We start from the raw sequence: 23,318 nt of genomic DNA, 5'->3' as shown, positions 1-23,318 counted from the left end.
ATGGGCCTCGATACCACATCACACCCGTCGAGCCAGGGCAAACTGCCAGACGAATCGCTAGTAGACGCTGCGGCAAGTTGCCTCAGACTGCTTGGCTTCCCCAAAAGCCGCGACGTCATTTTTGCCAACATCACGCTGGATGGCATCAATGACTCCGGGGCGCTGGCGGAGGCACTCCTGACGCTAGGCTTTGCCGCCAACCTGATCAAGACAGAGCTGAAAGCGATTACCGGAGAGCAATTGCCTTGCCTGGCCTTGCTTACCGGTGGACGGGCGGTGGTAATCACCGAAACAGGTCAGGAGCACATCGGCATTGTAGGCAACAAGCATCGCGCCAATTACTCCGTCACCAAAGATCAACTGGCCGGGCTGTACACCGGAGAACTCCTCCTCATCCGGCAACGCCAGACGAGTGATTCGCGAGCCGACGAACTTGTTCCACGCCACAAGGAAAACTGGTTCTGGCCTGTCATCTGGCGCTACCGCCGCTATTATTTCGAGGCCATGTCGCTGGCCGGGATCATCAATATTCTGACCCTGGCCAGCATCATCTTCACCCTCACGGTATACGATCGGGTGCTCCCCAATCAGGCCTATGTCACCTTGTGGTCACTGGCCGGTGGTGTCGTGCTGGCGATGGTTCTGGAATTCATCTCCCGTACCGCTCGCACCAGGGTGCTCGACAGTGCCGGGAAAAAAATTGACCTGGTCCTCGGTGATGCCATCTTCGATCACGTCCTGCGGGCCCGTCTCGAGCACCGTGCCCAGTCTTCCGGTGCATTCGCCAACATCTTCAAGGAATTCGAGCAGGTGCGGAACTTTGTCACCTCGGCGTCACTGGTGGCGATCGCCGACCTGCCCTTTGCCCTGCTCTTCATTGTCGTCACGGCAGTGATTGCCGGACCACTGGCCATTGTTCCGCTCGGCACGTTCTGCCTCGTTGCCTTAATGGCAATCGCCCTCCAGTGGCCCTTGGCCGGTCTGGCCCGCGAGGGATTGCGGGAATCTTCCATCCGACACGGTACCGTCATCGAATCGCTGGAAGGCATCGAAACCCTAAAAACCACCCGCGCCGAGCCGCGCATGCGGGCCCGATACGATGCCTCTAGCGAAGGCATTTCGAGAACTGCGGTAAAAAGTGCCACGCTTTCCGGCATTACCATCAACGCCACCGTTTTGGTACAACAATTAGGTACCGTTGTTCTCCTCGTTTGGGGTGTATACCTCGTCGCTGCGGGTGAGGTTACTGCTGGTGCGATAATCGCAGCCGTTCAACTGACATCCCGAGCGCTTGCACCACTGACCAATCTCACGTCGCTTGCGCTGCGCTTCCAGAACATCAAGAGCGCGCTATCCAGCCTCAACCGGATCATGAGTCTGCCCCTTGATCGTGATCCACAGCAGCAATATTTGAGTGGCAGTCACTGGTCTGGCGAAATGCACTTGCGCCAGGCGAGCTTTGCCTACAAGGCGGACGAGCCGGCCATTATTCGATCTGCCAATCTGATCATCCGCAAAGGTGAACGCGTTGGAGTCATTGGCCGAATGGGCAGTGGAAAATCGACGCTTCTGCGCTTGCTGGCCGGGCTTTATCAACCGACCAGCGGCAGCCTGTTGATGGACGGCGTAGACGTTAGCCGGATTGAGCCCGCCGACATGCGCGCCACGGTTCTCCTCCTGCCTCAGGATGGCCGCCTTTTCCACGGCAGCCTGCGCGAAAATATTGTCCTGTCTGCACCTGACACCACCGACGAAGAACTACTCCGCGTCGCCAGCTGGACCGGGGTCAAATCCATAGCCGCGGCCCACCCCAAGGGATTTGAGCGCCTTGTCGGTGAGCGCGGCGACACCCTTTCAGCCGGTCAGCGCCAGGCCATAGCCCTAACGCGCACCATCCTGGCACGTCCCAGGGTATATCTGCTGGATGAACCTACTTCGGCCATGGATCAGGCGAGCGAAGTCGCCGTTCTCCAGGGAATCCACCGAGAAATCGGCGACGCTACGCTCATCCTGGTCACCCACAAGGCCTCGACCCTGGAACTGGTTAGCCGGCTGATCGTCGTCGACAACGGCCAAATTGTGGCCGACGGCCCAAAACTTGACGTACTGAAGGCACTGAAGGATGGCCATGTCAAAACAGCCTGAAGCCATCGTTAACGCCACCAAAAGGACCGTCACTGGGGAAAGCCGGCGCGCCTACGCGACAGCCATTCGTATTGATCGCTCCCCACTTTGGAGCAGGGTTTCCGTACTCCTCCTGATATCCCTGCTATCCCTCATTATCTGGTCGCGCCATGCCCAAATCGAGCAGATCACCAAAGGCATCGGCGAAGTCGTTCCATCCAGCCGCGTTCAGATTATCCAGTCTCTTGAAGGCGGCATCCTGTCCGAACTCAAGATCAAGGAAGGCATGGTTGTCGAGCAAGGCGCGCTGCTCGTCGTAATTGACCCGACACGCGCCGAATCCTCTTTCTCCGAAATGAACAAGCGGCGTCTAGCTTTGCTGGCTTCAGTCGCCCGTCTGCAAGCCGAGTCCCAAGGAAAGGAACCCAAATTCCCACCTGAGGTCATCGATGACAAAGATCTCATCGACAGCGAACGCGCGACCTATAGCTCGAGGCAACGCGCGCTGCAAGAATCTGTCGCCAGTTTGCAAAGGAGCGTCGGCCTCATCGCCGATGAACTCAAAATCACCGAGCCCATGGTTAAACGAGGTCTCGTGCCTGAAGTCGAAGCCCTGCGCCTCCGCCGCCAACTAAACGAAACCAGACTGCAGCTCACCGACCGCATTAACCGTTTCCGCGCTGATGCCAGTACCGAGTTGCTCAAAACACAGTCCGAACTGGCGCAAGTCGAGGAGGTCACCGGTGCACGCCGAGACCTGATGGAGCGAACCACCCTCAAAGCCCCGCTTCGCGGCACCGTCAAGAACATCCGGATCAATACTGTTGGCGGCGTCATTCAGCCCGGCGCAGACATTATGGAAATTGTTCCGCTCGATGGAGGGCTGCGTATTGAAGCCAAGGTCAGCCCCGCCGACGTCGCCTTTCTCTATCCAGGCATTCGCGCCGTCGTCAAACTCACAGCCTACGACTACCTCCAATACGGCGTACTTGAAGGGGAAGTCGAGTCGGTCAGCCCTGACACCATGCGCGAGGACAAGCGCAGCAATGAGCAGCCCTTCTATCGCGTGGTCGTGCGCACCCCTGTCGAAACGCTGTCCAAAGGCGGCAAGCAACTACCCGTTCTGCCCGGTATGCAAGCGACGGTGGATATCGTTACCGGCCAAAGAACCGTCTGGCAATACTTCATGAAACCTTTGCTGCGCGTCCAGGAAGCCTTTCGAGAAAAATGATCAAAACCGCGACTCAAAGAATGTCCACAGCACCCCAACATTGATTAACTGGAATTGACGCCATGACTTTACTTAACAGCATCTCTCCCGACGGCAAGTCCAGGCTCCAGCGCGTTGGGCGCCAAACAACCATCAATGCCATGCCGAACACGCGCTACGAGCTGATTGATGAGCGCACCGGACAAGCCCCGGAAGACATGCGCCGGCGCCGTGTCGGGCGCAAACTTGTCGTAGAAAGTGCGACACAATCTACGTCCGTCGAAATCATTGACTTCTATCCCGGCCAAGGTGCCGGTCCGCAATTCAGCAACCCCGAGGCCACGCTCGATAGCACGCTGACCCTCACTGATACCACGCAACCACTGCCCGCCGCAGGCGTTGCAGAGGGTGACCCGGCATCCGGCATGCTTCCCCTTCCAGCCAGCGGTCATTCGCTGACCGCTGCAAGTATAGGGGCAGCCGAGGAAACAGGACTATCGATGGGCACTTTCCTCGGCCTCATTGCCGGCGGTGTGGGAATAGCCGCCGCAACGGGTGGGCTTGGAGGCAGCGGAAGTAGCAGTAGCACCACACCGCCCCCCCCTGCAAATAACGTCCCAACGGGTGAGGTGGTCATTAGTGGCACGGTTCAACAAGGTCAAATACTTACTGCCAGCAACACGCTGATGGACGCCGATGGCATAGGTCCCATATCGTATAAATGGTATGCAAACGGAAATCTCATTTCCGGTGCCAACAGTTCCACTCTGACACTCACCGCCGGCGAAGTCGGCAAGAAAATCACGGTAATTGCCAGCTATACCGACGGCCTCGGGCATCTGGAAAACACCACCAGCCTGGAAACCACTGCGGTAACCACACTATCGACGACCAATCACGCTCCAACACTCGCCGCTCCCGCCAGCGCGGCCTACACAGACACCAGTAGCCCCGACACATTCGCCAATATCACTGGAATCCTCGCTGGCAATGACACTGACGGAGATACCCTCTCATACGGCATTGTCGGGAGCAGTGTGGCTGGAGGCATAGCCACGAAGATCGGCACCTACGCGACACTCGAGGTCATCACCAGCAGCGGTGCTTATACTGTTAAACCAAACAATACGAGCATCAACGGTCTTACCGCCAACGCCAGCGAAGACTTCGTGGTCACGGTTTCTGATGGTCTTGTCAGCACCCAGTCAATTCTCTCCTTAAACCTCACCGGCACTAACGATCTCCCTACCGGCACAGTCACCATAAGCGGCACCGCGACACAGGGTCAAACGCTCACGGCCAGCAATTCGCTGGCCGATGCCGATGGACTGGGGGCCATCACCTACACCTGGAAAGACAATACCGGTGCCACCTTGGGCACCGGCTCAAGCCTGACCCTGGCTGAAGGACAGGTCGGCAAGGCGATCACCGTCACCGCCGCGTATACCGATGGTCATGGGACCGCCGAAAGCAAAACCAGCCTGGCCACCAGTGCAGTCGCCAACGTCAATGACCTGCCGACAGGCTCTGTCACCATCAGCGGCACCGCCACAGAGGGTCAAACCCTGACGGCCAGCAATTCGCTGGCCGATGCCGATGGACTGGGGGCCATCACCTACACCTGGAAAGACAATACCGGTGCCACCTTGGGCACCGGCTCAAGCCTGACCCTGGCTGAAGGACAGGTCGGCAAGGCGATCACCGTCACCGCCGCGTATACCGATGGTCATGGGACCGCCGAAAGCAAAACCAGCCTGGCCACCAGTGCAGTCGCCAACGTCAATGACCTGCCGACAGGCTCTGTCACCATCAGCGGCACCGCCACACAGGGTCAAACCCTGACGGCCAGCAATTCGCTGGCCGATGCCGATGGACTGGGGGCCATCACCTACACCTGGAAAGACAATACCGGTGCCACCTTGGGCACCGGCTCAAGCCTGACTCTCGCTGAAGGACAGGTCGGCAAGACGGTCACGGTCACCGCCGCGTATACCGATGGTCATGGGACCGCCGAAAGCAAAACCAGCCTGGCCACCAGTGCAGTCGCCAACGTCAATGACCTGCCGACAGGCTCTATCACCATCAGCGGCACCGCCACACAGGGTCAAACCCTGACGGCCAGCAATTCGCTGGCCGATGCCGATGGACTGGGGGCCATCACCTACACCTGGAAAGACAATACCGGCGCAACCCTGGGCACCGGCTCAAGCCTAACCCTCGCTGAAGGACAGGTCGGCAAGACGGTCACGGTCACCGCCGCGTATACCGATGGTCATGGGACCGCCGAAAGCAAAACCAGCCTGGCCACCAGTGCAGTCGCCAACGTCAATGACCTGCCGACAGGCTCTGTCACCATCAGCGGCACCGCCACACAGGGTCAAGCCCTGACGGCCAGCAACTCGCTCGCCGATGCCGATGGACTGGGGGCCATCACCTACACCTGGAAAGACAATACCGGCGCCACGCTCGCTTCTGGCTCCTCCTTTACGCTTACAGCAGCCCAGGTCGGAAAAACCGTGACGGCGACGGCCTCATACACTGACAGTCATGGTACTGCTGAAAGCGTTGCGAGTGCGGCAACGACATTGATTGCCAGTAGTGGTGGCAGCGGTGGAAATACGTCCCCGACGCTGGCCACACCGAACCCTATCGCGTACGTCGATACTAGTTCCGCCAACATCTTTGTCAGCAGCGGTGCAACGCTGAGTGGTTCCGATGCCGACAACAACACACTGACCTACGGCATTTCGGGCGGCACGGTGATTGGCAGTCTCTCGTCGCTAGTCGGGGTTTATGGCAGCTTGCAGGTCAATTCCGGCACCGGCGCCTATACATTCACACCCAACAATGCGGCGATCAACGCGATCGCCACCAATATTTCGGAAACGTTTACGGTCACCATCACGGATGGCATTGTTACAACACCGACGACAGCCGACCTGGTCATCAACCTGACCGGCGCCAACGATCTGCCGACCGGCAGCATCGCGATTACTGGCGCAGTCACGGTTGGCAATGTTCTGACCGCCTTGAACACGCTCAATGACGCCGACGGCATGGGAGCGGTTAGCTACCAATGGAATGCCAACGGCTCGGCAATTACCGGAGCAACGGGCAGCACCTACACCCTGACAGCCAGCGAAACGGGGAAGACAATCTCCGCCACGGCCAGCTATCTCGATGGTCATGGCACGGCCGAGTCGTCAACCAGTGCCGCCACCGCCCTGGTCAGTGCGGTGGGCGCCAACCACGCCCCCGTCGTCAGTCTGGGCGGCAACCTCGATCCGACCTTTAGTAGTGATGGCAAACTGGAAACTGACATAGTTGCCCCCGCGACGCCAGCAGCCAACGATTTCGCCATGTCCCTTGCCATACAAGGTGATGGGAAATATATCGCGGCAGGCTATTCGGGAAGTGACTTTGCGGTTGTTCGCTACAACACTGACGGCTCGCTCGATACCAGTTTTTCTGGAGACGGAAAACTAACGACGGATCTAAGTGGCGTTGACGAGGAACATGCACTGGCATTGCAAACCGATGGGAAAATCGTTGTCGCCGGTAGTTCTGGCAGTAAAACCGATCTGGCGCTCGTCCGTTACAACACGGACGGATCACTCGATACCACGTTCAATACCACCGGCAAAATCACCTACTCGACCGGCACCGCTGCGGAACAACTAAATGCATTGGCTATCCAGTCGGATGGCAAGATCATCGCTGGCGGATATGGCGGGACCACTGGCTCCCAGTATGAACTCCTGCGCTACAACGCCAATGGAACGCTAGACACCACCTTCAACACGACAGGCACGGTCGCCGGCTACTTCGTTGCGTCGCAAATGTCTGAAATCGATGGCCTTGCGCAGCAAAGCAACGGCAAGATCATTGTCGCGGGTACGACAACACCAAACGGTACCAATGTTTCTGACTTCGCAATCGCCCGCTACACCAGCGCTGGCGCCTTGGATGCGACCTTCGGTTCGGCCGGTAAACTGGTCTTGGATCACAACAAATACGACTACATCACCGACGTCAAGGTTCTCGCCGATGATTCGATATTGCTCGCCGGCTACTCCCGTGCATCGGGTGGCACCTTCGATGGCGTGGTGATTCACCTGAGTGCCAGCGGAACGCTCGATACGACTTTCGGAACCAACGGCTATGCCACTTTTGGACAGGGGAATGGGGCGAACGACAAATTCTTCAGCCTGGACATTGAAGCCGACGGGAAGATTCTCGTCGCCGGCAGCACCGACTCAAACGCCAGCGGACTGATCGCCCGCTTTAATACGGATGGATCGCTGGATACCAGTTTCAACGCGATGGGCTCATTGACCGCAAAGTTTGGCGCGAACACTTCCATTATTCACGATATTGCCATGGCAACATCCGGCGAACTGGTCGCCATCGGAGAAAGCACCAGCAACAATTTTGGCGCGCTACGTTTGGGCGGCGGGCTGACCAACCATGCCCTGATGGCCTCGGCCGGGAGCATCCGGCCAGCCAGCATGACCACCAATATCCTGAATTATCAGATTCCAGCCAACGCCTTCTATGATGCCGATCCAACAGACGTGCTTACCTACTCGGCGACACAGGCAGATGGTAGCCAGCTTCCAGACTGGCTGACTTTCAATGCTGCCACGCGCACTTTTTCCGGAACCGCCGGAGCGGCCGATTTCGGCCAGCTTCAAGTCAAGGTGACGGCCAGCGATGGCATCTCCAGCGCCGCCAGCACCTTCACCATTGATATCAAGACCGATTTCATCAACTGCGTGGAAAACGCTGCGGGAAGTCGCTGGAACAGTGCCAGCCCGCTCGGTACGCCGATACATATCAGTTATAGCTTCATGAAGGCCCAGCCGTCGTATGAAACCACGCTTGACGGCCCGTTCAGGGAGTTTACCGATGCGCAAAAAGTTGCTGCCAGAACCGTTCTCGCCAAATATTCCAGTATCAGCGGCATCATCTTCGATGAAGTCATTGAAGATGTGAGTACCTCTGCCACAGCCAGCGCCGCCGCTGGGACATGTGGTCAACTGCGCTATGGCAGCTATGACGATCCAGCCGTAACCAGCACCGGATCGGCCTATTACCCGGGCTCGGGCGAATACTGCGGCGATATCTGGCTGAATGTCAGTACCAATTACGCCAATGCTACCAACCCGTTCGAAGGGAGCCGCCCCTATGGCACGATGACCCACGAAACCGGGCACGCACTTGGTCTTAAGCATCCAGGAGCGAATCCCGGCGAAGCACCTCTTTTGGAGACTTACGGTCTGGTGGACATGCGCACCAACTCGATCATGTCTTACGTATATCGCAACGATGCGACCATCAACACCAGCACCGGCGACGAGATTTATCCGTCGACACCGATGATTTACGATGTCGCAACCATTCAATATCTCTACGGGGTCAACAACAGCTACAACGCTGGAAACGACGTCTATACCTACGATCCAACACAGCCATTCTTCAAGAATATCTGGGATGGTGGTGGCATCGACACGATCGATATCTCAAATTACACCTTCGGCAGCACCATCAACCTGACGCCGGGAACCTTCAGTTCGTTGCATACCCGCGCCACAGCCCCCTCCAGCGCCAGCACTTACTGGGGTACGGACAATCTCTCCATCTCCTACAACTGCATTATCGAAAACGCTATCGGCAGCACTGCGGCTGACACGATCATCGGTAATGATGCCGACAACAATCTCGACGGCCGCGCCGGTAATGACACCATAAATGGCGGCCTGGGGAATGACACCCTGACGGGGGGGCTGGGTAACGACAGTCTGACCGGAGGATCTGGGACCGACCGTGCAATCTACGCGGGAGGGCGTAGCGAATACACCCTGACCGACCTGGGCGGCGGACGATACACCGTGGTGGACAACGTCACCGGCAACGGTAACGATGGCACAGACTCACTGATCGGCATCGAAACACTGGTCTTTTCCGACCAGACCCTCAGTCTGGGCAACTCGCCACCTCTCGTTGCCGCCAGTACTCATGCCAGTGCAGATATAAACGCGGTCAATGTCACCCTGGCATCGCTATTCACCGACACCGATGCCCTGACCTACCAGATCACCAGCGGCGCTTTGCCGGGCGGTCTCGCCCTCGACAGCAACACTGGCGTCATTTCCGGCGCCACCGCCAGCATTACGGCCCCAGTCAGCCTGACCATCCAGGCAACCGATTCAGCGGCACAAACCGCCAGCACTTCGCTAAAACTCTACCTGAGCGACATGGGTGCGATCACGCCGAGCAGTAGCACACGCGTCGGCAACATCCTGAGCTTTGACTTCCTTGTTGATGAGTCTGTCGATCCGGGCAAGCTGAATCCGGCGGACGACAATGGCAGTGGCACAGGTCTCAGCCTGCTCAATCTGACCTTGGGTTACGATGCCTCCGTGCTGCATTTCAACAGCGTAAGCACGACTGAAGAAGGAGCCAATGTCGCCGCAACAGGTACGGCCACAGAAAGTGGAAGCACAGGAAGCATCGCACTGAACTGGAACGATACCAGCCCGATGACCGGTCATTTGCAAATGGCGATGTCAGTTTCCTTTGCCGTGGTGCAGGAGGGCGATTTCAAGCTTGAGATAACGCCCACCAACTACGATGGTTTTGATCTGAGCGCACAGGCAACACACGCTTGGTTCTCAACAGTTTGATCTGGCTTGGAAAAAGAATACCCAGATAAAAGTCTTGTATGGCGATAGTCATGCGCTGGCTGTCTATTTCACCCACCTTCAGGGCCGCCACTTGCCTGCGCGCAATCCGGTGCCGTAGGCCAGAAAGAGAGTACGGTCTGATACTTGGTGTTCCCTGCCGCCTCGATCAGGAGCGCCACTTCCTCGCGACTCAGGGCAACCGGCACCTGCATCAGCCGGTAGGTTGCAGCGGCAATGTCGTCAATTTGATCTCCGAATAGCGGCCGTTCAACTCGATCAACTGGCGCGCCACGCGCAAAATTGAAACGTAACCGCGACCGGCTGGTTGTGGCCCAGAGTGTGTAAAAACGTGAACGAATTGTGCTTGGCTGGGTCAATGCAATAGGCATTGATATTAAGGTGGGCGAGATGAAGCGTTTCGTTCAAGGCGAAAGCAGGACTCAAAGCACATTGCTGCCAGAGTTACTCGACGACTACATAACTGAGTCGAATCCAGTCCGGGTTATTGATGTCTTCGTCGATGAACTGTCGCTAGGTAATCTCGGTTTTGATGGTGTTGATCCGGCAGAGACGGGTCGGCCAGCCTACCATCCAGCGGTGCTACTGAAACTCTATATCTACGGTTATCTCAACCGCATCCAGTCGAGTCGCCGGTTAGAGCGAGAGGCACAACGAAATGTTGAACTGATGTGGCTTATGGGGCGCCTCACGCCTGACCACAAGACGATTGCCAACTTCCGCAAGGACAATGGCAAGCCCATCCGCAATGTTTGCCGTCAATTCGTCGTTCTGTGTCAGCAATTGAATTTCTTCACTGAAGCCTTGGTCGCCATTGATGGCAGCAAATTTAAGGCGGTGAATAACCGGGACCGGAATTTCACCAGGGCGAAATTACAACGCCGAATGGAAGAGATCGAATCGAGCATCAATCGATATTTGACCGAGCTGGATACGGCAGATCGGCAGGCGCCGGAAATCGCCCAAGCCAAGACAGAGCGGCTCAGTGATAAGATTTCGGCACTGAAGGCGCAAATGCAAAAGCTCAAGGAGATCGAGGTCGAACTTGAGCAATCGCCAGACAAGCAGATTTCCCTGACCGATCCGGATGCTCGCTCCATGAAGACGCGCGGCACAGGCGTCGTGGGCTACAACGTCCAGACGGCGGTTGATGCAAAGCACCACCTGATCGTGGTTCACGAAGTCACCAACATTGGCACTGACCGAGATCAACTCTCGAATATGGCCAAGCAAGCACGTGAGGCCATGAGTGTCAGCGATCTAACGGTGATCGCTGATCGTGGGTACTTCAAAAGCGATGAAATCCTCGCCTGCCAGCAGGCTGGCATTACCGCAATCGTCCCCAAAACGGGAACCTCTGGAGCCAAGGCCGATGGCCGTTTCGATAAGGCCGACTTCATTTACGATCCGGCAGCCAATGAGTATCAGTGCCCGGCAGGACAGCGTTTGATCTGGCGCTTCTCACGCATCGAAGCTGGGTTGAAACTTCACCGCTACTGGAGTTCGCACTGCCCGCGCTGCACTATCAAGGAACAATGCACACCAAGTGATTACCGACGCGTTAGTCGCTGGGAGCATCAAACGGTGCTCGAAGAGATGCAGATTCGGCTAGACCAGGCTCCTGACAGCATGCGCATCCGCCGCCAGACGGTTGAACATCCCTTTGGTACTCTCAAGTTATGGATGGGTGGCGCTCATTTCCTGACTCGAACACTGGATCGAGTTAGTGCCGAAATGAGTTTGCAGGTGCTTGCCTACAATTTGAAGCGGGTGATGAAAATATTGGGAGTTGCGGCATTAATTGGAGCGATGCAGGCCCAATAGGGCCTTTTTGCTTTGCCCATTGCGCTTCCCAATCAATATTTCTGCCTTGCTACAGCCAAACTACTTGCGACAACTTTCCGTGGGGTAGATCTGCGCAGCGTTTTTACACGCTCTGGGCCGAAAAGAGCCGTCCCCAGAACCGCCAGTCCAACCGCCGCACCGCACAATAAATCCAACTGGCGACGCCGTAATTTCTACTTCTGCCAGCGCGCTGCCGCGCTGTCGTCGGTGTCGCGGGCGTCGACCCAGCGGGCACCTTGCGGGGTAGCTTCGCGCTTCCAGAAGGGGGCGCGGGTTTTCAGGTAATCCATGATGAATTCGCAGGCGGCGAAGGCTTCGCCGCGGTGGGCGCTGGTTACGGCGACCAGGACGATCTGGTCGCAGGGCTGGAGTGGTCCGACGCGGTGGATGACCAGTGCGTCGTAGATGTCCCAGCGGCCTTTCGCCTCGGCAACGATCTCGTCGAGTGCCTTTTCGGTCATGCCGGGGTAGTGCTCCAGCATCATTTCGGCGACGCTGGCCCCATCATTCATGTCGCGGACCAGGCCGAGAAAACTGGCCAGTGCGCCAATCCGGGCATCAGCCGCACGGAGCGCCAGCAATTCGGCACCCAGATCGAAATCGGCTTCCTGTACCCGGACGGTCATGCTCAGATCACTTCACGTGCTTCAAGGAATCGAAGCTTGGGATACTTTTCCTTGACCATGTTGAGATAGACATTGTTCGGTGCCAGATAGACCGGGTCATCGGCGCCGTCGAGTGCGACGTTGGCGCTGTAGCGGTCGGAAATCTGGCGCAGTTCGTCGGCGTCACCATGGATCCAGCGGGCCGTCGCGCAGTTGTAGTGCTCGAAAATGACCTGCACGCCGTATTCATGCTCAAGGCGGCTGGCCACCACGTCGAACTGCAGTGTGCCGACCGCGCCAAGGATCAGGTCGGTTCCCGACAAGGGACGGAACAACTGGGTCGCCCCCTCCTCGGCCAATTGCTGCAAGCCCTTTTGCAACTGCTTGATCTTCAGCGGATTGGCGATGCGGGCCAGACGGAAGTGTTCCGGGGCAAAGGACGGGATGCCGGTGAAGCGCAGTTCTTCGCCCTCGGTGAAGGTTTCGCCAAGGCGGATCGTGCCGTGATTGGGGATGCCGATGATGTCGCCCGGATAGGCTTCGTCAGTGGTGCTGCGGTCGCGCGCCATGAAGGTGATGGCGTTGTTGACGGACAGCAACTTGCCGGCCCCACCCTGCTTGACCTTCATGCCCCGCTCGAACTTGCCGGAACAGACACGCAGGAAGGCGATACGGTCACGGTGCTTGGGATCCATATTGGCCTGGATCTTGAAGACAAAGCCGGAGAACTTCGGCTCGTTCGGCTCAACCTTGCGGGTCACGGCAGGACGGGCTATCGGCGCGGGTGACAGGTCAACCACGGCGTCAAGGAGGCTTTGCACACCAAAGTTGTTAACCGCCGAACCGAAGAAGACCGGCGACTGTTTGCCGGCCAGATAGGCTTCGGCATCGAAGGCGTGCGACGCTCCGCGAACCAGTTCGATATCAGTGCGCAACTCGTCGGCCTGCGAGCCGATCAGTTCGTCCAGACGCGGGTTGTCGAGCCCCTGGATGATCTCGGCCGTGCCCTTCTCGGCCTGCGGATCAAAGAAGGCGATGGCGTCGTCGTAGAGGTGATAGACGCCGCGAAAACGCTTGCCCATGCCGATCGGCCAGGTCATCGGCGCACACTGGATGCCGAGAACCGACTCGATTTCGTCGAGCAGGTCGATCGGCTCCTTGCCTTCGCGGTCGAGCTTGTTGATGAAGGTCAGGATCGGCGTATCGCGCATGCGGCAGACGTTGAGCAGCTTGATCGTCTGCGCTTCCACGCCATTGACCGAGTCGATGACCATGGTTGCCGAGTCGACGGCGGTCAATGTACGGTAGGTGTCTTCCGAGAAGTCCTCGTGGCCTGGCGTGTCGAGCAGGTTGATCATGCATTCGCGGTAGGGGAACTGCATGACCGACGAGGTGACCGAAATGCCGCGCTGCTTTTCCAGTTCCATCCAGTCCGAGGTGGCATGGCGTGAGGCCTTGCGGGCGCGCACTTCGCCGGCAACCTGGATAGCGCCGCCGAACCACAGCAGCTTTTCGGTCAGCGTCGTTTTACCGGCGTCGGGGTGGGAAATGATCGCGAAGGTGCGACGGCGGGCAATTTCAGTATCGAGGGGAGTCACGGCGGTGCTTGGGAATGCGGAAAGGCGGCAATTATACCTTTGCCGCCGGCCAAGCACCGGCGCTTACGCAACCGGCAGTGCCTGCCGGTACAAGGCGCGACTGGCGTAGGCTAGCCACGGCAGGGTCAGGGGCAGCAGGGGCAATAGAAGAATGCTGCCGATGACGACCGTCGATAGCAGAAATGCCCAGACAATGGCCGGCGCGAAGTTTGCGAAGACGATACGGACGCTGGTTGCCACCGCCTCGACCAGCCCGGCCCGGCGTTCGCACAGCAGGGGCGTGGAAAATGCCGCGATGGCGTAGAGCAACAAGGCCAGCACGAAGCCCGAGATTCCAGCCCAGCGGACAAAGGCGAGCACATTGCTGTTGGCCGGCAACAAATTATCCAGCCAGACCGGGGTCACCCCCACCACGTAGGCGTAGAGGATGGCCGCATCGGTCATAAAGATCATGAACAGTAGCCCGCAAACCAGGGCCAGCGCCCAGAGCGCCGGCGAAGCCCGGACAAAGCCGCTGGCGATACTGCCGGGACCGACGGGCTGGCCGCCGTCAAGCGCCCCGGCGATACCAAAAAATCCGGCCATGGTGATTGGCCCGACCAGCATGAAGCCACCAGCTGCTGCAATGATGAAAGGTGTCCAGCCGAGGGCCAGCAGGCTGCCGATGATGAGCAGTCCGCCAAGCGTGAATATCAGTGCATAGACAAAGCTGATCCTGCGTGTTGCGCTGGCGATATGCCAGCCTTCAGCCAGTGCCTGACGCAGGCTGGCAAAGGTAAGAGGGGAAAGAGTCATGGCCGGTCCGATCAAAAGACAGCCGCCCCGTTGGCGTGGCTGCGCTATTGACCGAGACTAACGAAAAGAGGCCCCGCCCCGCTCTAATGCACATCAAATTTGCCGGCGCAGGCGAATGCCGGCCCCTCAGACGACGACCAGCGTCTGCCGCCCGTACCACTCCTCGCCCGCCGGCAAGGTAATCGGCCGGGTGGCCGCCGCCTCGACACAGAGCATGTGGCGCCAACCGTTGGCTGGCATGTCCTTCATCTCGGCACAGCGGTCGACAAAGGGATTCCACACGACCACATCGGGGAAGCCCTGATTTTGCATGGCCAGACTCTGCTTTCCGGCGTGCAACAGTTGCGGACGCTTGGCGTTGAGATAAACCCGGTCTACTTCACGATCAATCGTCAATTCCTCATGCGCCTCACGCACCACACGGTTGTCGTCGAGCGCATCGCGATACTCCAGTCCGTGCAGCCCTTCGAGCACCGCCTCCTCGACCTGCGGCACCCGCAGGTAGGTATGCAGCGCCCCGGTAAACGAAAGCGGCGATCCGCCGGTGTTGGTGATGCACAACTCCATGTCGATTCGGTCGGCTTCGACCATCAGCGCCAGTTCGGCATGAAAGGCATGCGGCCAGAGCGTCAGGGTTGCTTCGTCGCTGCTCGTCTCCATGGTCACCAGCGCGAAATCGTCGCCGGCACGCTGGCTATTGACTGACCATTGACAGGTCCGCACCAGACCGTGCCGGGGCAGATCGCCGAGTTGACCAAATTGCGGGAAACAGACGGGAATGCCGCCACGGATGGCGACACTGCCGTCGAAAACTGCGTTATCGGATAAAAACAGACGCTCCTTGCCATCGGGCGGCACCCAGGACAGAACTTGCGCCCCCAGTTTACTAATGATGGCCGTGGCCCCGCGCGGGCCGATCAGGCGCAGGGCTTCGATGCCGTGGAAATCGATGGATTCAATGGAGGGTTTCATGGGTGTTCGGAATGACGTAAAGGTGGGGACGGACGTGCAGGATTTCGACATCGTGGCCGAGCATGGTAACGCTGCCAGGACGCCGGTCGTTCCCCGTATCGCTATATTCGAAAGAATAAACTCGGCGCAGCTTGAGGCGTCCTTCGTCGTCGCGGGCCAGACGCAGTGAGTGGCCGACCACCGTTTCATCGAGGAACTGGAGTCCCTCGTCGTGGCAGGCATCGCGCGCGGCTTTGACACCGATTTCCCGGGTTTTCAGGCTGTCCAGCCAAAACCAGACACCGGCGATGAGAACGAGAAGCAGCAGCAGTTCTGTCAGATTCATGGGGCAAGTATACGTAAAGTGGAAATACTCCACAGAAATTCCCATAAAATAGCCCGATAATCCAGATGTCAATTCCCTCACCGTGAACATGGACTCTCCCCTGCGGGTACTTCGCGAACTTTTTCCCTTCGGCCAAGCCAGCGCCGAACAGAAAAGTGCGGCTGCCGTGCGCGGTTTGCTCGACACGATCACCGGCCTGTCGCCCGAGGAAACCATCGCCAGGCTCGCCGGCAGCGTGCTGCCCAGCATCAGCGGGCAATCCAACCTGCACATGCGCTTCAAGCTGCTGGAAGACGTCCGGCTCGAGGCTGAGGAGGCTCTGCCCCCACTCGAAAAACAGATCGGCCAGTCTGTTCTGCCCCTGCCGCTCAATGCCGCCACCTCCGCCCTGAACGCCGACAACCTTCTCAAGGGCCTGGCCCTGGCTTATTCGGGCGTTGCCCGAAGCATCAGCAGCGATCACCCCGGCGGTGGCTTGAGCCACCTTTTCCATCGCAGCGTGCAACGCGCCATGGCCATGATCGCCCGCCGCCAGTTGCTCGCCTACCGTGCCTATGCCACGCCCTCGGCCAGTTCCTGGCACACCCTGCACGAACTCTACCAACTGGTGCGCGGCCAACGCAGCAAACCACTCAATGGCGAAACGGCACCGATTGAGCACGAATATCTCGGCGCCCTGCTTTTTGCCTACCTTGACCCCACCAAACTGCCCCGCACCGACCTCGAGAAGATCAACATCTGCACCCGGCAACTGGCGGCTTATGCTCAGGTTGGCGAAGTCACGCCGGAAACCGGCATCACCATCGGCAAAAACACCGATCACTTCTTTCTCGTTCGCCCCGACGAAGGCAATCCGGGCTATCCGCTCATGCGCATCCCGGCCGGGACCTCCGTTTTTGGCGGGCTGCTGGTCGATTGCAACCAGGTCATCGCGGCGCTTGACCGAAACATCACCCGTCGTCCCGGCAAGGTCATCGACCCCGACCTCAACGCCTCACCTGCCCTCCTGCAGACCCTTCGTCTGGCCATCAGCGGCAAAAGCGCCCGCCGTTTCAGCCGGACCCGCTTTCGGCCACGTGGCGACCTGGTCAGTGGATTCGGTTCGGTCCTCAGCCTGCTCGACGGCAATGCCCTGTCCCGCCGTTCGGTTGACGCCGCCTCCCGTTACGACAGTGGCGATTACGCATCAAGCGAATGGGCCATGATCGACGAAAGCCCTGACGGTTTCCTGCTCCGCTTTATCAAGGGCGAGAAGCGAAATCTCGGCACGGGCGATATCGTCGCGCTGCAACCGCGCGAGTCGAGCAAGATTCATGTCTGTCTGGTCCGTCGCATCTCGTCTTCCGATGTTCGTCTGGAACTAGGCCTGCAACTGATGTCGCCGCAGGTTTCCGTGGTCGATATCATGGCTGACGAGACACCTGAACAGCGGGCAGTTTTTCTCCACAGTCTGCCAGCCTATGGCAAGCATGCCGGGCTGATCGCCGCGCCTGGCGCCTGCCGCACCGGCCAGAAAATCATGCTGAAACTGCCGGGTCAATCGCTTCACCGGCAAATCGGCGCATGCATGGAAGCCAATGAGGGGCTAGAATTCTTTGCCCTGGATCACCCGCCCAACTAATGCTCAGCTACCGCCATGCCTTTCACGCCGGCAACCATGCCGACGTACTGAAACACCTTATCCTGATCGAGATCGCCCAATACATGGCTGAAAAGCCGGTGCCGTTCTGGATCATCGACACCCATGCCGGGGCCGGGCGTTATGCCCTGGAGTCCGCCCACGCCAGCAAACTGGCCGAATACCGCGACGGTGTCGGCCGCCTCTGGGATGCCAAGGGCCTGCCCAAGGCAGCGCTCAATTACCTGGATTTCGTCAAGATGCTCAACCCGGACGGCCAGTTGCGCCACTATCCGGGCTCACCCTGGCTGGCCCGGCAGTTGCTGCGCGACAGCGACCGTCTGCGCCTTTATGAAATGCACAGCACCGACGGCAAACTGCTGACCGAGTGTTTCAAGGGCAGCGGGCGCGCCGTGGCCATCACCAACGGTGACGGATTTGCCGGACTCAAAGCCATCCTCCCCCCGCCGCCGCGCCGGGCACTGGTCCTCATCGACCCGTCCTATGAAACGAAAAACGACTACGCCGCCGTCGTCAAGGCCCTACAGGACTCGCTGACGCGCTTTGCCACCGGAACCTATGCGCTGTGGTATCCAATGCTGGGCAAACCGGAGTCCCGCCAGTTACCGGATAAACTGAAACGCATGGGTGCGACCAACTGGCTGCACGCCACGATTGAGGTCAAGGCCCCGTCGCGGGATGGCTTCGGCATGCACGGCAGTGGCATGTTCATCATCAACCCACCCTGGACGCTGGAAAAAACCCTGCACGATACGCTGCCCACACTGGCGACGCTGCTCGCTCAGGGCGACGGGGCGAAATACACGCTGGAAAGCGAATCAACCTAATTCGGTGTATTTGGCCCGCGAGCCAAAAGCCTTGTCGACCGGATATTTCAGTTCGTTTTTCGCCAATTTGGCATGGGCGGCCGAGGCCAGGTCGATGCCAGCCTTGTCGGCAATCAGCAGCAGGTAGAGCAGGATGTCGGCGCACTCGTCGCGCAGGGCTTCCGCCGCCTGCGGATCGGTCGGCAGCGCCTCGACTTCTGCGTCGCTTTTCCATTGCGTCAGTTCGAGCAATTCCGCTGATTCCAGATTGAGCGAGGTGATCAGATTGCGCAGCGTATGGAACTGCCGCCAGTCGCGGGCATCGCGAAAGGCCCGAATGGCTGTGGTCAATGCCGACAAATCACTCATTTCAAAATCCTCACGACGGAACGGACCGATCATGCCAGCCCGGCCCGGATGCGGCAATGCAGGCAGATCGAAAGCGGCCCCGTGCAGGTAAGATTGACAGACGTTCGGCAAGCCGCAAGGTCAGCCATTTGCCAATCCCTCAAGGAGCCCACATGCCCCTCTTCCGCCTCGGTGCAAAACAACCCCAACTCGCTGACAACGCCTGGGTCGCCGCCAATGCCACGGTGATCGGCGACGTTCGCCTCGGTGCCAACAGTTCGATCTGGTGGAACGCCACACTGCGCGGCGACAACGATCCGATCCACATCGGCGACAACACCAATATCCAGGACGGCTCGGTGCTGCATACCGACGAAGGCGTTCCCATGCACATTGGCAACAACGTCACCGTCGGCCATCTCGTCATGCTGCACGGCTGCACCGTCGGCGACGGCAGCCTGATCGGCATCGGCTCGGTCATCCTCAACCGCGCCGTGATCGGCAAGGGCTGTATCGTTGGGGCCAATACGCTGATCCCTGAAGGCAAGGTCTTTCCCGATCGTGTGCTGATTGTCGGCTCGCCCGGCAAGGTCGTGCGCGAGTTGAGTGACCAGGATGTCGCCAATCTGCAAAAATCGGCCGAACACTACGTCGCCAACGCCCAACGCTATCGCGACACGCTGTCACCGGTTTGATCGCCGCCACACGCCACCGCCGGTCGATCCACCGGCTCCCCCTGCTCCCCCTGCTGCTGGTCGCCGGCCCGTGCTGGGCAGACCCCTGCGGCCAGTTGCCGAAGCCCTCAGTCACGGTCAAACGCATCGAGGTGCCGATTACCTACAACACCGAGTATAGCTTTCGTTCGCTGACCAATATCGCCGCCGATCTGGCGCGCCCCGGCAGGCATGTCCTGGGACTGACGCGCGGCAATGCGACGGTCAGTTTTGCCTCGAATACGCCGTCGATTGTTGACTCCCGCGGCCGCTGGGAATGCGCCAGCCCACAGATTACCCTGAGCTACGGATTCAACCCGATGACGGTGTACGTAGCCAGGGAATTCCCACGTGGAACCTGCGCCTTCCAGGAAATTCACGAGCATGAGATGCGCCATGTTGACGCCTACATGCGGCATATCAACAGCATCGAAAAGGAGCTGACCGATACGCTGACCGCGCGTTTTGCCGGAGAAAAAATCTGGCGAGGCCCGGTCGGTCAGACCGGCCGGTTGATCCAGCAGGAGTTCAATTCGCGCTGGGTCCCTTACGTTCAGCAGCAGATCAAGCGCGTAGATGAAGCCCAGGCAAAGATAGACACCACCGCCGAATATGAGCGGGTCACCAATGCCTGCCAGGGCGAAATCAAAAAGCGGCTACGCTGAAGAATACCGTTGCCAGAGGCTGACGCAAAAAAGCCACTGTCGGCACGACAGTGGCATTCACCACACCCGGACTGCGATACTCAGCCTTAAACGGAACTGACCAGATTAGACAGGGTAATGTTCGGGCGCATGGTTTCCATGATCTTCTGCAGACCAACCCGGGCCCGCGTATTGATCACCAGCGGGGCGCGCAGAATCGGCATGATCTGCGACTTGCCGCCCTCGTTCTGCTTGAACAGCATCTGCATGACCACCACATCTTCAGGAGCCGGCGATTGCAGCAGTGCATTTTCGGCGTCATTGAGTTCCAACTCGTAGTTGTAGCCAAGGGTCGTCGGATCAACGATCTCGAAGGCCAGGTTCGGGTCATCGACTGACTGCAGCGTATAACTTGCCGGATTCTCCTTGCCCTCTTCATGCGCCAGCATGAAACGCTTGTTTTCTTCGAACCCAGCCAACCCGCTCGGGAACGTAATTATTTTTTCGGGGCTGACTTCAACCGTGCCAAACAAATAGGTTTCAATTTTCATTTTTTCTCCTCGCAAATGGAATACGCCTGCTGCATCGTACTCCAATCGACAGCGGTTGTATTTTCCAGCTGGATTGCGCATAGTGCACCCCCCATTTTTGCTGTATTGCCGCACCCATGCTGCCACCCATCGAACACCGCATTGCCGTCGAACTCGGCGTCCGCCCGGCTCAGGTCAATGCCGCCATCGCCCTGCTCGACGAAGGTGCTACCGTGCCTTTCATCTCGCGCTATCGCAAGGAGGCGACCGATGGCCTCGACGATACCCAACTACGCAATCTGGAAGAACGCCTGACCTATCTCCGCGACCTTGAAGACCGGCGCGGCGCCATCCTCGCCAGCATCGAGGAACAGGGCAAGCTGACGCCCGAACTCAAGGCCGAGATCAGCGACGCCGAAACCAAGCAGCGCCTCGAAGACCTCTACCTACCCTACAAGCAAAAACGCCGGACCAAGGCGCAGATCGCCCGCGAAGCCGGCATCGAACCGTTGGCCATTGGCCTGCTGGCCGACCCCAACCTGACCCCGGACGACGAGGCCGAGAAATACCTCAACGCCGATGCCGGCTTTGCCGATGCCAAGGCTGTCCTCGACGGTGCCCGCCAGATCCTCATGGAAAAGTTTGCCGAGGACGCCGAACTGCTCGGCCAGTTGCGCCAGTACCTGAGCGAACATGGCCATGTTCGGTCTACCGTGGTTGAGGGCAAGGAAACCGAAGGCGCCAAATTCCGCGACTGGTTCGACTTTGCCGAGCCGGTGGCGAGCATGCCCTCGCACCGCGCCCTAGCCCTGCTGCGCGGGCGCAATGAAGGCATGTTGCAGGTGGCGCTGGTCCTCGATTCCGAACTTGACCCGGAGGCCATCAAGCCGGGCACACAGAACCCCTGCGAACAGCGCATTTCCGTGCGCTTCGGCATCAAGCCGCAGAATCGCCCGGCCGACAAGTGGCTGGCCGACACCGTGCGCTGGACCTGGAAGGTCAAGGTCTACACCCACCTCGAACTCGAACTCATGAACGAGCTGCGCGAGCGCGCCGAGGAAGAAGCCATCCGCGTTTTCGGGCGCAACCTGAAGGACCTCCTGCTCGCTGCCCCGGCCGGCCAGCATGTCACCATGGGCATTGACCCCGGCATCCGCACCGGCTGCAAGATCGCCATCGTCGACGCCACCGGCAAAATGCTCGACCATGCCACCATCTACCCACACGAACCGCGCTGCGACTGGGACGGCTCGCTATCCACCATCGCCCGGCTAGCCGCCAAACACCAGGTCAGCCTGGTCGCCATCGGCAACGGCACGGCCAGCCGCGAAACCGACAAGCTAGTGCAGGACGTCATCAAACGCTACCCGGAAGCCCGCTTGCAAAAAATCGTCGTCTCGGAAGCCGGCGCCTCGGTTTATTCCGCCTCCGAATTTGCCGCCCGCGAATTTCCCGACCTCGATGTCTCGATTCGCGGCGCCGTCTCGATTGCCCGCCGCCTGCAAGACCCGCTGGCCGAACTGGTCAAGATCGACCCCAAGTCCATCGGCGTCGGCCAGTACCAGCACGACGTCTCGCAGACCAAGCTGGCGCGCAATCTCGATGCCGTGGTCGAAGACTGCGTCAATGCCGTCGGCGTCGACGTCAATACCGCCTCGGTGCCCCTGCTCACACGCATTTCCGGCCTGACCGCCGGGCTCGCTGCCAATATCGTGAGCTACCGCGACACGCACGGCGCCTTCCGTTCGCGCGACGAACTCAAGAAAGTGCCGCGCCTGGGCGACAAGACCTTCGAACAGGCCGCCGGCTTTTTGCGCGTGCCGAACGGCGACAACCCGCTCGACAGTTCCTCGGTGCACCCGGAAGCCTACCCGGTGGTCGAAAAAATCATCGTCGACCTGAACAAGTCGATCAAAGAAATTCTCGGCGACAGCCGCGCCCTGAAAGGCCTCAACCCGTTAAAATACACCGATGAACGCTTCGGCCTGCCGACCGTCCAGGACATCTTCAAGGAACTTGAAAAACCCGGTCGTGACCCGCGCCCCGAGTTCAAGACCGCCACCTTCACTGATGGCGTCGAAAAGGTCGGCGATCTGCGTCCGGGCATGATCCTCGAAGGCGTCGTCACCAACGTCGCCGCCTTCGGTGCCTTCGTCGACATCGGCGTGCATCAGGACGGCCTGGTACACGTCTCGGCCCTCTCCTCCTCTTTCGTCAAGGATCCGCACACGGTGGTCAAGGCCGGCCAGATCGTCAAGGTCAAGGTGCTCGAAGTCGACCTGCAACGCCAGCGCATCGCCCTGACCATGCGCATGGGCGACGAGCCCGGCCAGGCCAAACGCCATGACAGCGCACCGAGCGGTCGCGGACAAGCACCGAATCGCGCCCAGCAACGCAGTACCGGCCCAGCCCCAGTCGGCAATACAATGGCAGCGGCGTTCGCCAAGTTGAGGAAGTAAC

General features: G+C 59.1%; 17 protein-coding genes. 9 read left to right on the top strand and 8 right to left on the bottom strand.

Features of this window, described 5'->3' with window-relative positions; translation table 11 throughout:
- From HYN24_RS06300 to HYN24_RS06290, 3 genes are all read left to right on the top strand, one after another.
- On the top strand, positions 1-2,145 hold the full coding sequence (locus HYN24_RS06300) for a type I secretion system permease/ATPase (RefSeq protein ID WP_117608456.1): 2,145 nt from the start codon (positions 1-3) through the stop codon (positions 2,143-2,145).
- Positions 2,129-3,355 (top strand): HlyD family type I secretion periplasmic adaptor subunit, encoded by a 1,227-nt coding sequence (locus HYN24_RS06295; protein ID WP_162888617.1) that lies wholly within the window; start codon positions 2,129-2,131, stop codon positions 3,353-3,355. The genes HYN24_RS06300 and HYN24_RS06295 overlap by 17 nt, the downstream gene beginning before the upstream one ends.
- 62 nt (positions 3,356-3,417) lie before the next feature.
- Positions 3,418-10,020, top strand: a complete 6,603-nt coding sequence (locus HYN24_RS06290) for a putative Ig domain-containing protein (RefSeq protein WP_117608454.1) — start codon at positions 3,418-3,420, stop codon at positions 10,018-10,020.
- Between the two features lie 68 nt (positions 10,021-10,088).
- Here HYN24_RS06290 and HYN24_RS15795 read toward each other — a convergent pair whose 3' ends face one another.
- A complete protein-coding gene (locus HYN24_RS15795) occupies positions 10,089-10,232 on the bottom strand; it encodes a hypothetical protein (protein WP_162888616.1) in 144 nt (47 codons plus the stop codon).
- Positions 10,233-10,428: 196 nt separating this feature from the next.
- Between HYN24_RS15795 and HYN24_RS06285 the strand changes: the two genes are divergently transcribed.
- Complete coding sequence (locus tag HYN24_RS06285; protein ID WP_117610233.1) at positions 10,429-11,862, top strand: IS1182 family transposase; 1,434 nt, start codon at positions 10,429-10,431, stop codon at positions 11,860-11,862.
- 194 nt (positions 11,863-12,056) lie between these two features.
- Here HYN24_RS06285 and moaE read toward each other — a convergent pair whose 3' ends face one another.
- The 5 genes from moaE to HYN24_RS06260 form a co-directional block, all read right to left on the bottom strand.
- The gene (moaE, locus tag HYN24_RS06280) at positions 12,057-12,509 is read right to left on the bottom strand and encodes a molybdopterin synthase catalytic subunit MoaE (protein WP_117608453.1); all 453 of its coding nucleotides are present in this window, start codon (positions 12,507-12,509) and stop codon (positions 12,057-12,059) included.
- Positions 12,510-12,511: 2 nt separating this feature from the next.
- Positions 12,512-14,086: a peptide chain release factor 3 gene (locus HYN24_RS06275; RefSeq protein WP_117608452.1), complete on the bottom strand. Its 1,575-nt coding sequence runs from the start codon at positions 14,084-14,086 to the stop codon at positions 12,512-12,514.
- Between the two features lie 63 nt (positions 14,087-14,149).
- Entirely contained in the window at positions 14,150-14,881 is a 732-nt protein-coding gene (locus tag HYN24_RS06270) for a DUF2189 domain-containing protein (RefSeq protein ID WP_117608451.1), read from the bottom strand.
- Between the two features lie 126 nt (positions 14,882-15,007).
- Positions 15,008-15,853: a D-hexose-6-phosphate mutarotase gene (locus tag HYN24_RS06265; protein WP_117608450.1), complete on the bottom strand. Its 846-nt coding sequence runs from the start codon at positions 15,851-15,853 to the stop codon at positions 15,008-15,010.
- Positions 15,837-16,178: a DUF3301 domain-containing protein gene (locus HYN24_RS06260; RefSeq protein ID WP_117608449.1), complete on the bottom strand. Its 342-nt coding sequence runs from the start codon at positions 16,176-16,178 to the stop codon at positions 15,837-15,839. Before HYN24_RS06260 ends, HYN24_RS06265 begins: the two co-directional genes overlap by 17 nt.
- Positions 16,179-16,266: 88 nt before the next feature.
- On the opposite strand from HYN24_RS06260, the gene HYN24_RS06255 reads away from it, so the two are divergent.
- Positions 16,267-17,799: a hypothetical protein gene (locus tag HYN24_RS06255; protein WP_117608448.1), complete on the top strand. Its 1,533-nt coding sequence runs from the start codon at positions 16,267-16,269 to the stop codon at positions 17,797-17,799.
- Entirely contained in the window at positions 17,799-18,644 is an 846-nt protein-coding gene (locus tag HYN24_RS06250) for a 23S rRNA (adenine(2030)-N(6))-methyltransferase RlmJ (protein ID WP_117608447.1), read from the top strand. The genes HYN24_RS06255 and HYN24_RS06250 overlap by 1 nt, the downstream gene beginning before the upstream one ends.
- Here HYN24_RS06250 and HYN24_RS06245 read toward each other — a convergent pair.
- Positions 18,636-18,992: a nucleotide pyrophosphohydrolase gene (locus tag HYN24_RS06245; protein ID WP_117610232.1), complete on the bottom strand. Its 357-nt coding sequence runs from the start codon at positions 18,990-18,992 to the stop codon at positions 18,636-18,638. The two genes, HYN24_RS06250 and HYN24_RS06245, sit on opposite strands and share 9 nt — an antisense overlap.
- A 152-nt stretch (positions 18,993-19,144) precedes the next feature.
- On the opposite strand from HYN24_RS06245, the gene HYN24_RS06240 reads away from it, so the two are divergent.
- Both HYN24_RS06240 and HYN24_RS06235 read left to right on the top strand, forming a co-directional pair.
- Positions 19,145-19,666, top strand: coding sequence for a gamma carbonic anhydrase family protein (locus HYN24_RS06240; protein ID WP_117608446.1), 522 nt, complete (start codon positions 19,145-19,147; stop codon positions 19,664-19,666).
- Positions 19,663-20,349 carry a hypothetical protein gene (locus tag HYN24_RS06235; protein WP_117608445.1) on the top strand — a complete coding sequence of 229 codons (687 nt, stop codon included), beginning with the start codon at positions 19,663-19,665 and terminating at the stop codon, positions 20,347-20,349. The genes HYN24_RS06240 and HYN24_RS06235 overlap by 4 nt, the downstream gene beginning before the upstream one ends.
- An 86-nt stretch (positions 20,350-20,435) precedes the next feature.
- On the opposite strand, the gene fliW is transcribed toward HYN24_RS06235, so the two are convergent.
- Positions 20,436-20,879 (bottom strand): flagellar assembly protein FliW, encoded by a 444-nt coding sequence (fliW, locus tag HYN24_RS06230; protein ID WP_117608444.1) that lies wholly within the window; start codon positions 20,877-20,879, stop codon positions 20,436-20,438.
- Between the two features lie 116 nt (positions 20,880-20,995).
- On the opposite strand from fliW, the gene HYN24_RS06225 reads away from it, so the two are divergent.
- Positions 20,996-23,317 carry a Tex family protein gene (locus HYN24_RS06225; RefSeq protein ID WP_117608443.1) on the top strand — a complete coding sequence of 774 codons (2,322 nt, stop codon included), beginning with the start codon at positions 20,996-20,998 and terminating at the stop codon, positions 23,315-23,317.
- Position 23,318 lies beyond the last annotated feature (1 nt).

The sequence above is a fragment of the Dechloromonas sp. HYN0024 genome (assembly GCF_003441615.1).
GTDB lineage: Bacteria > Pseudomonadota > Gammaproteobacteria > Burkholderiales > Rhodocyclaceae > Azonexus.
Note: the sequence above shows the minus strand (reverse complement) of the source record. Positions and strands in the feature narration are given on the sequence as shown.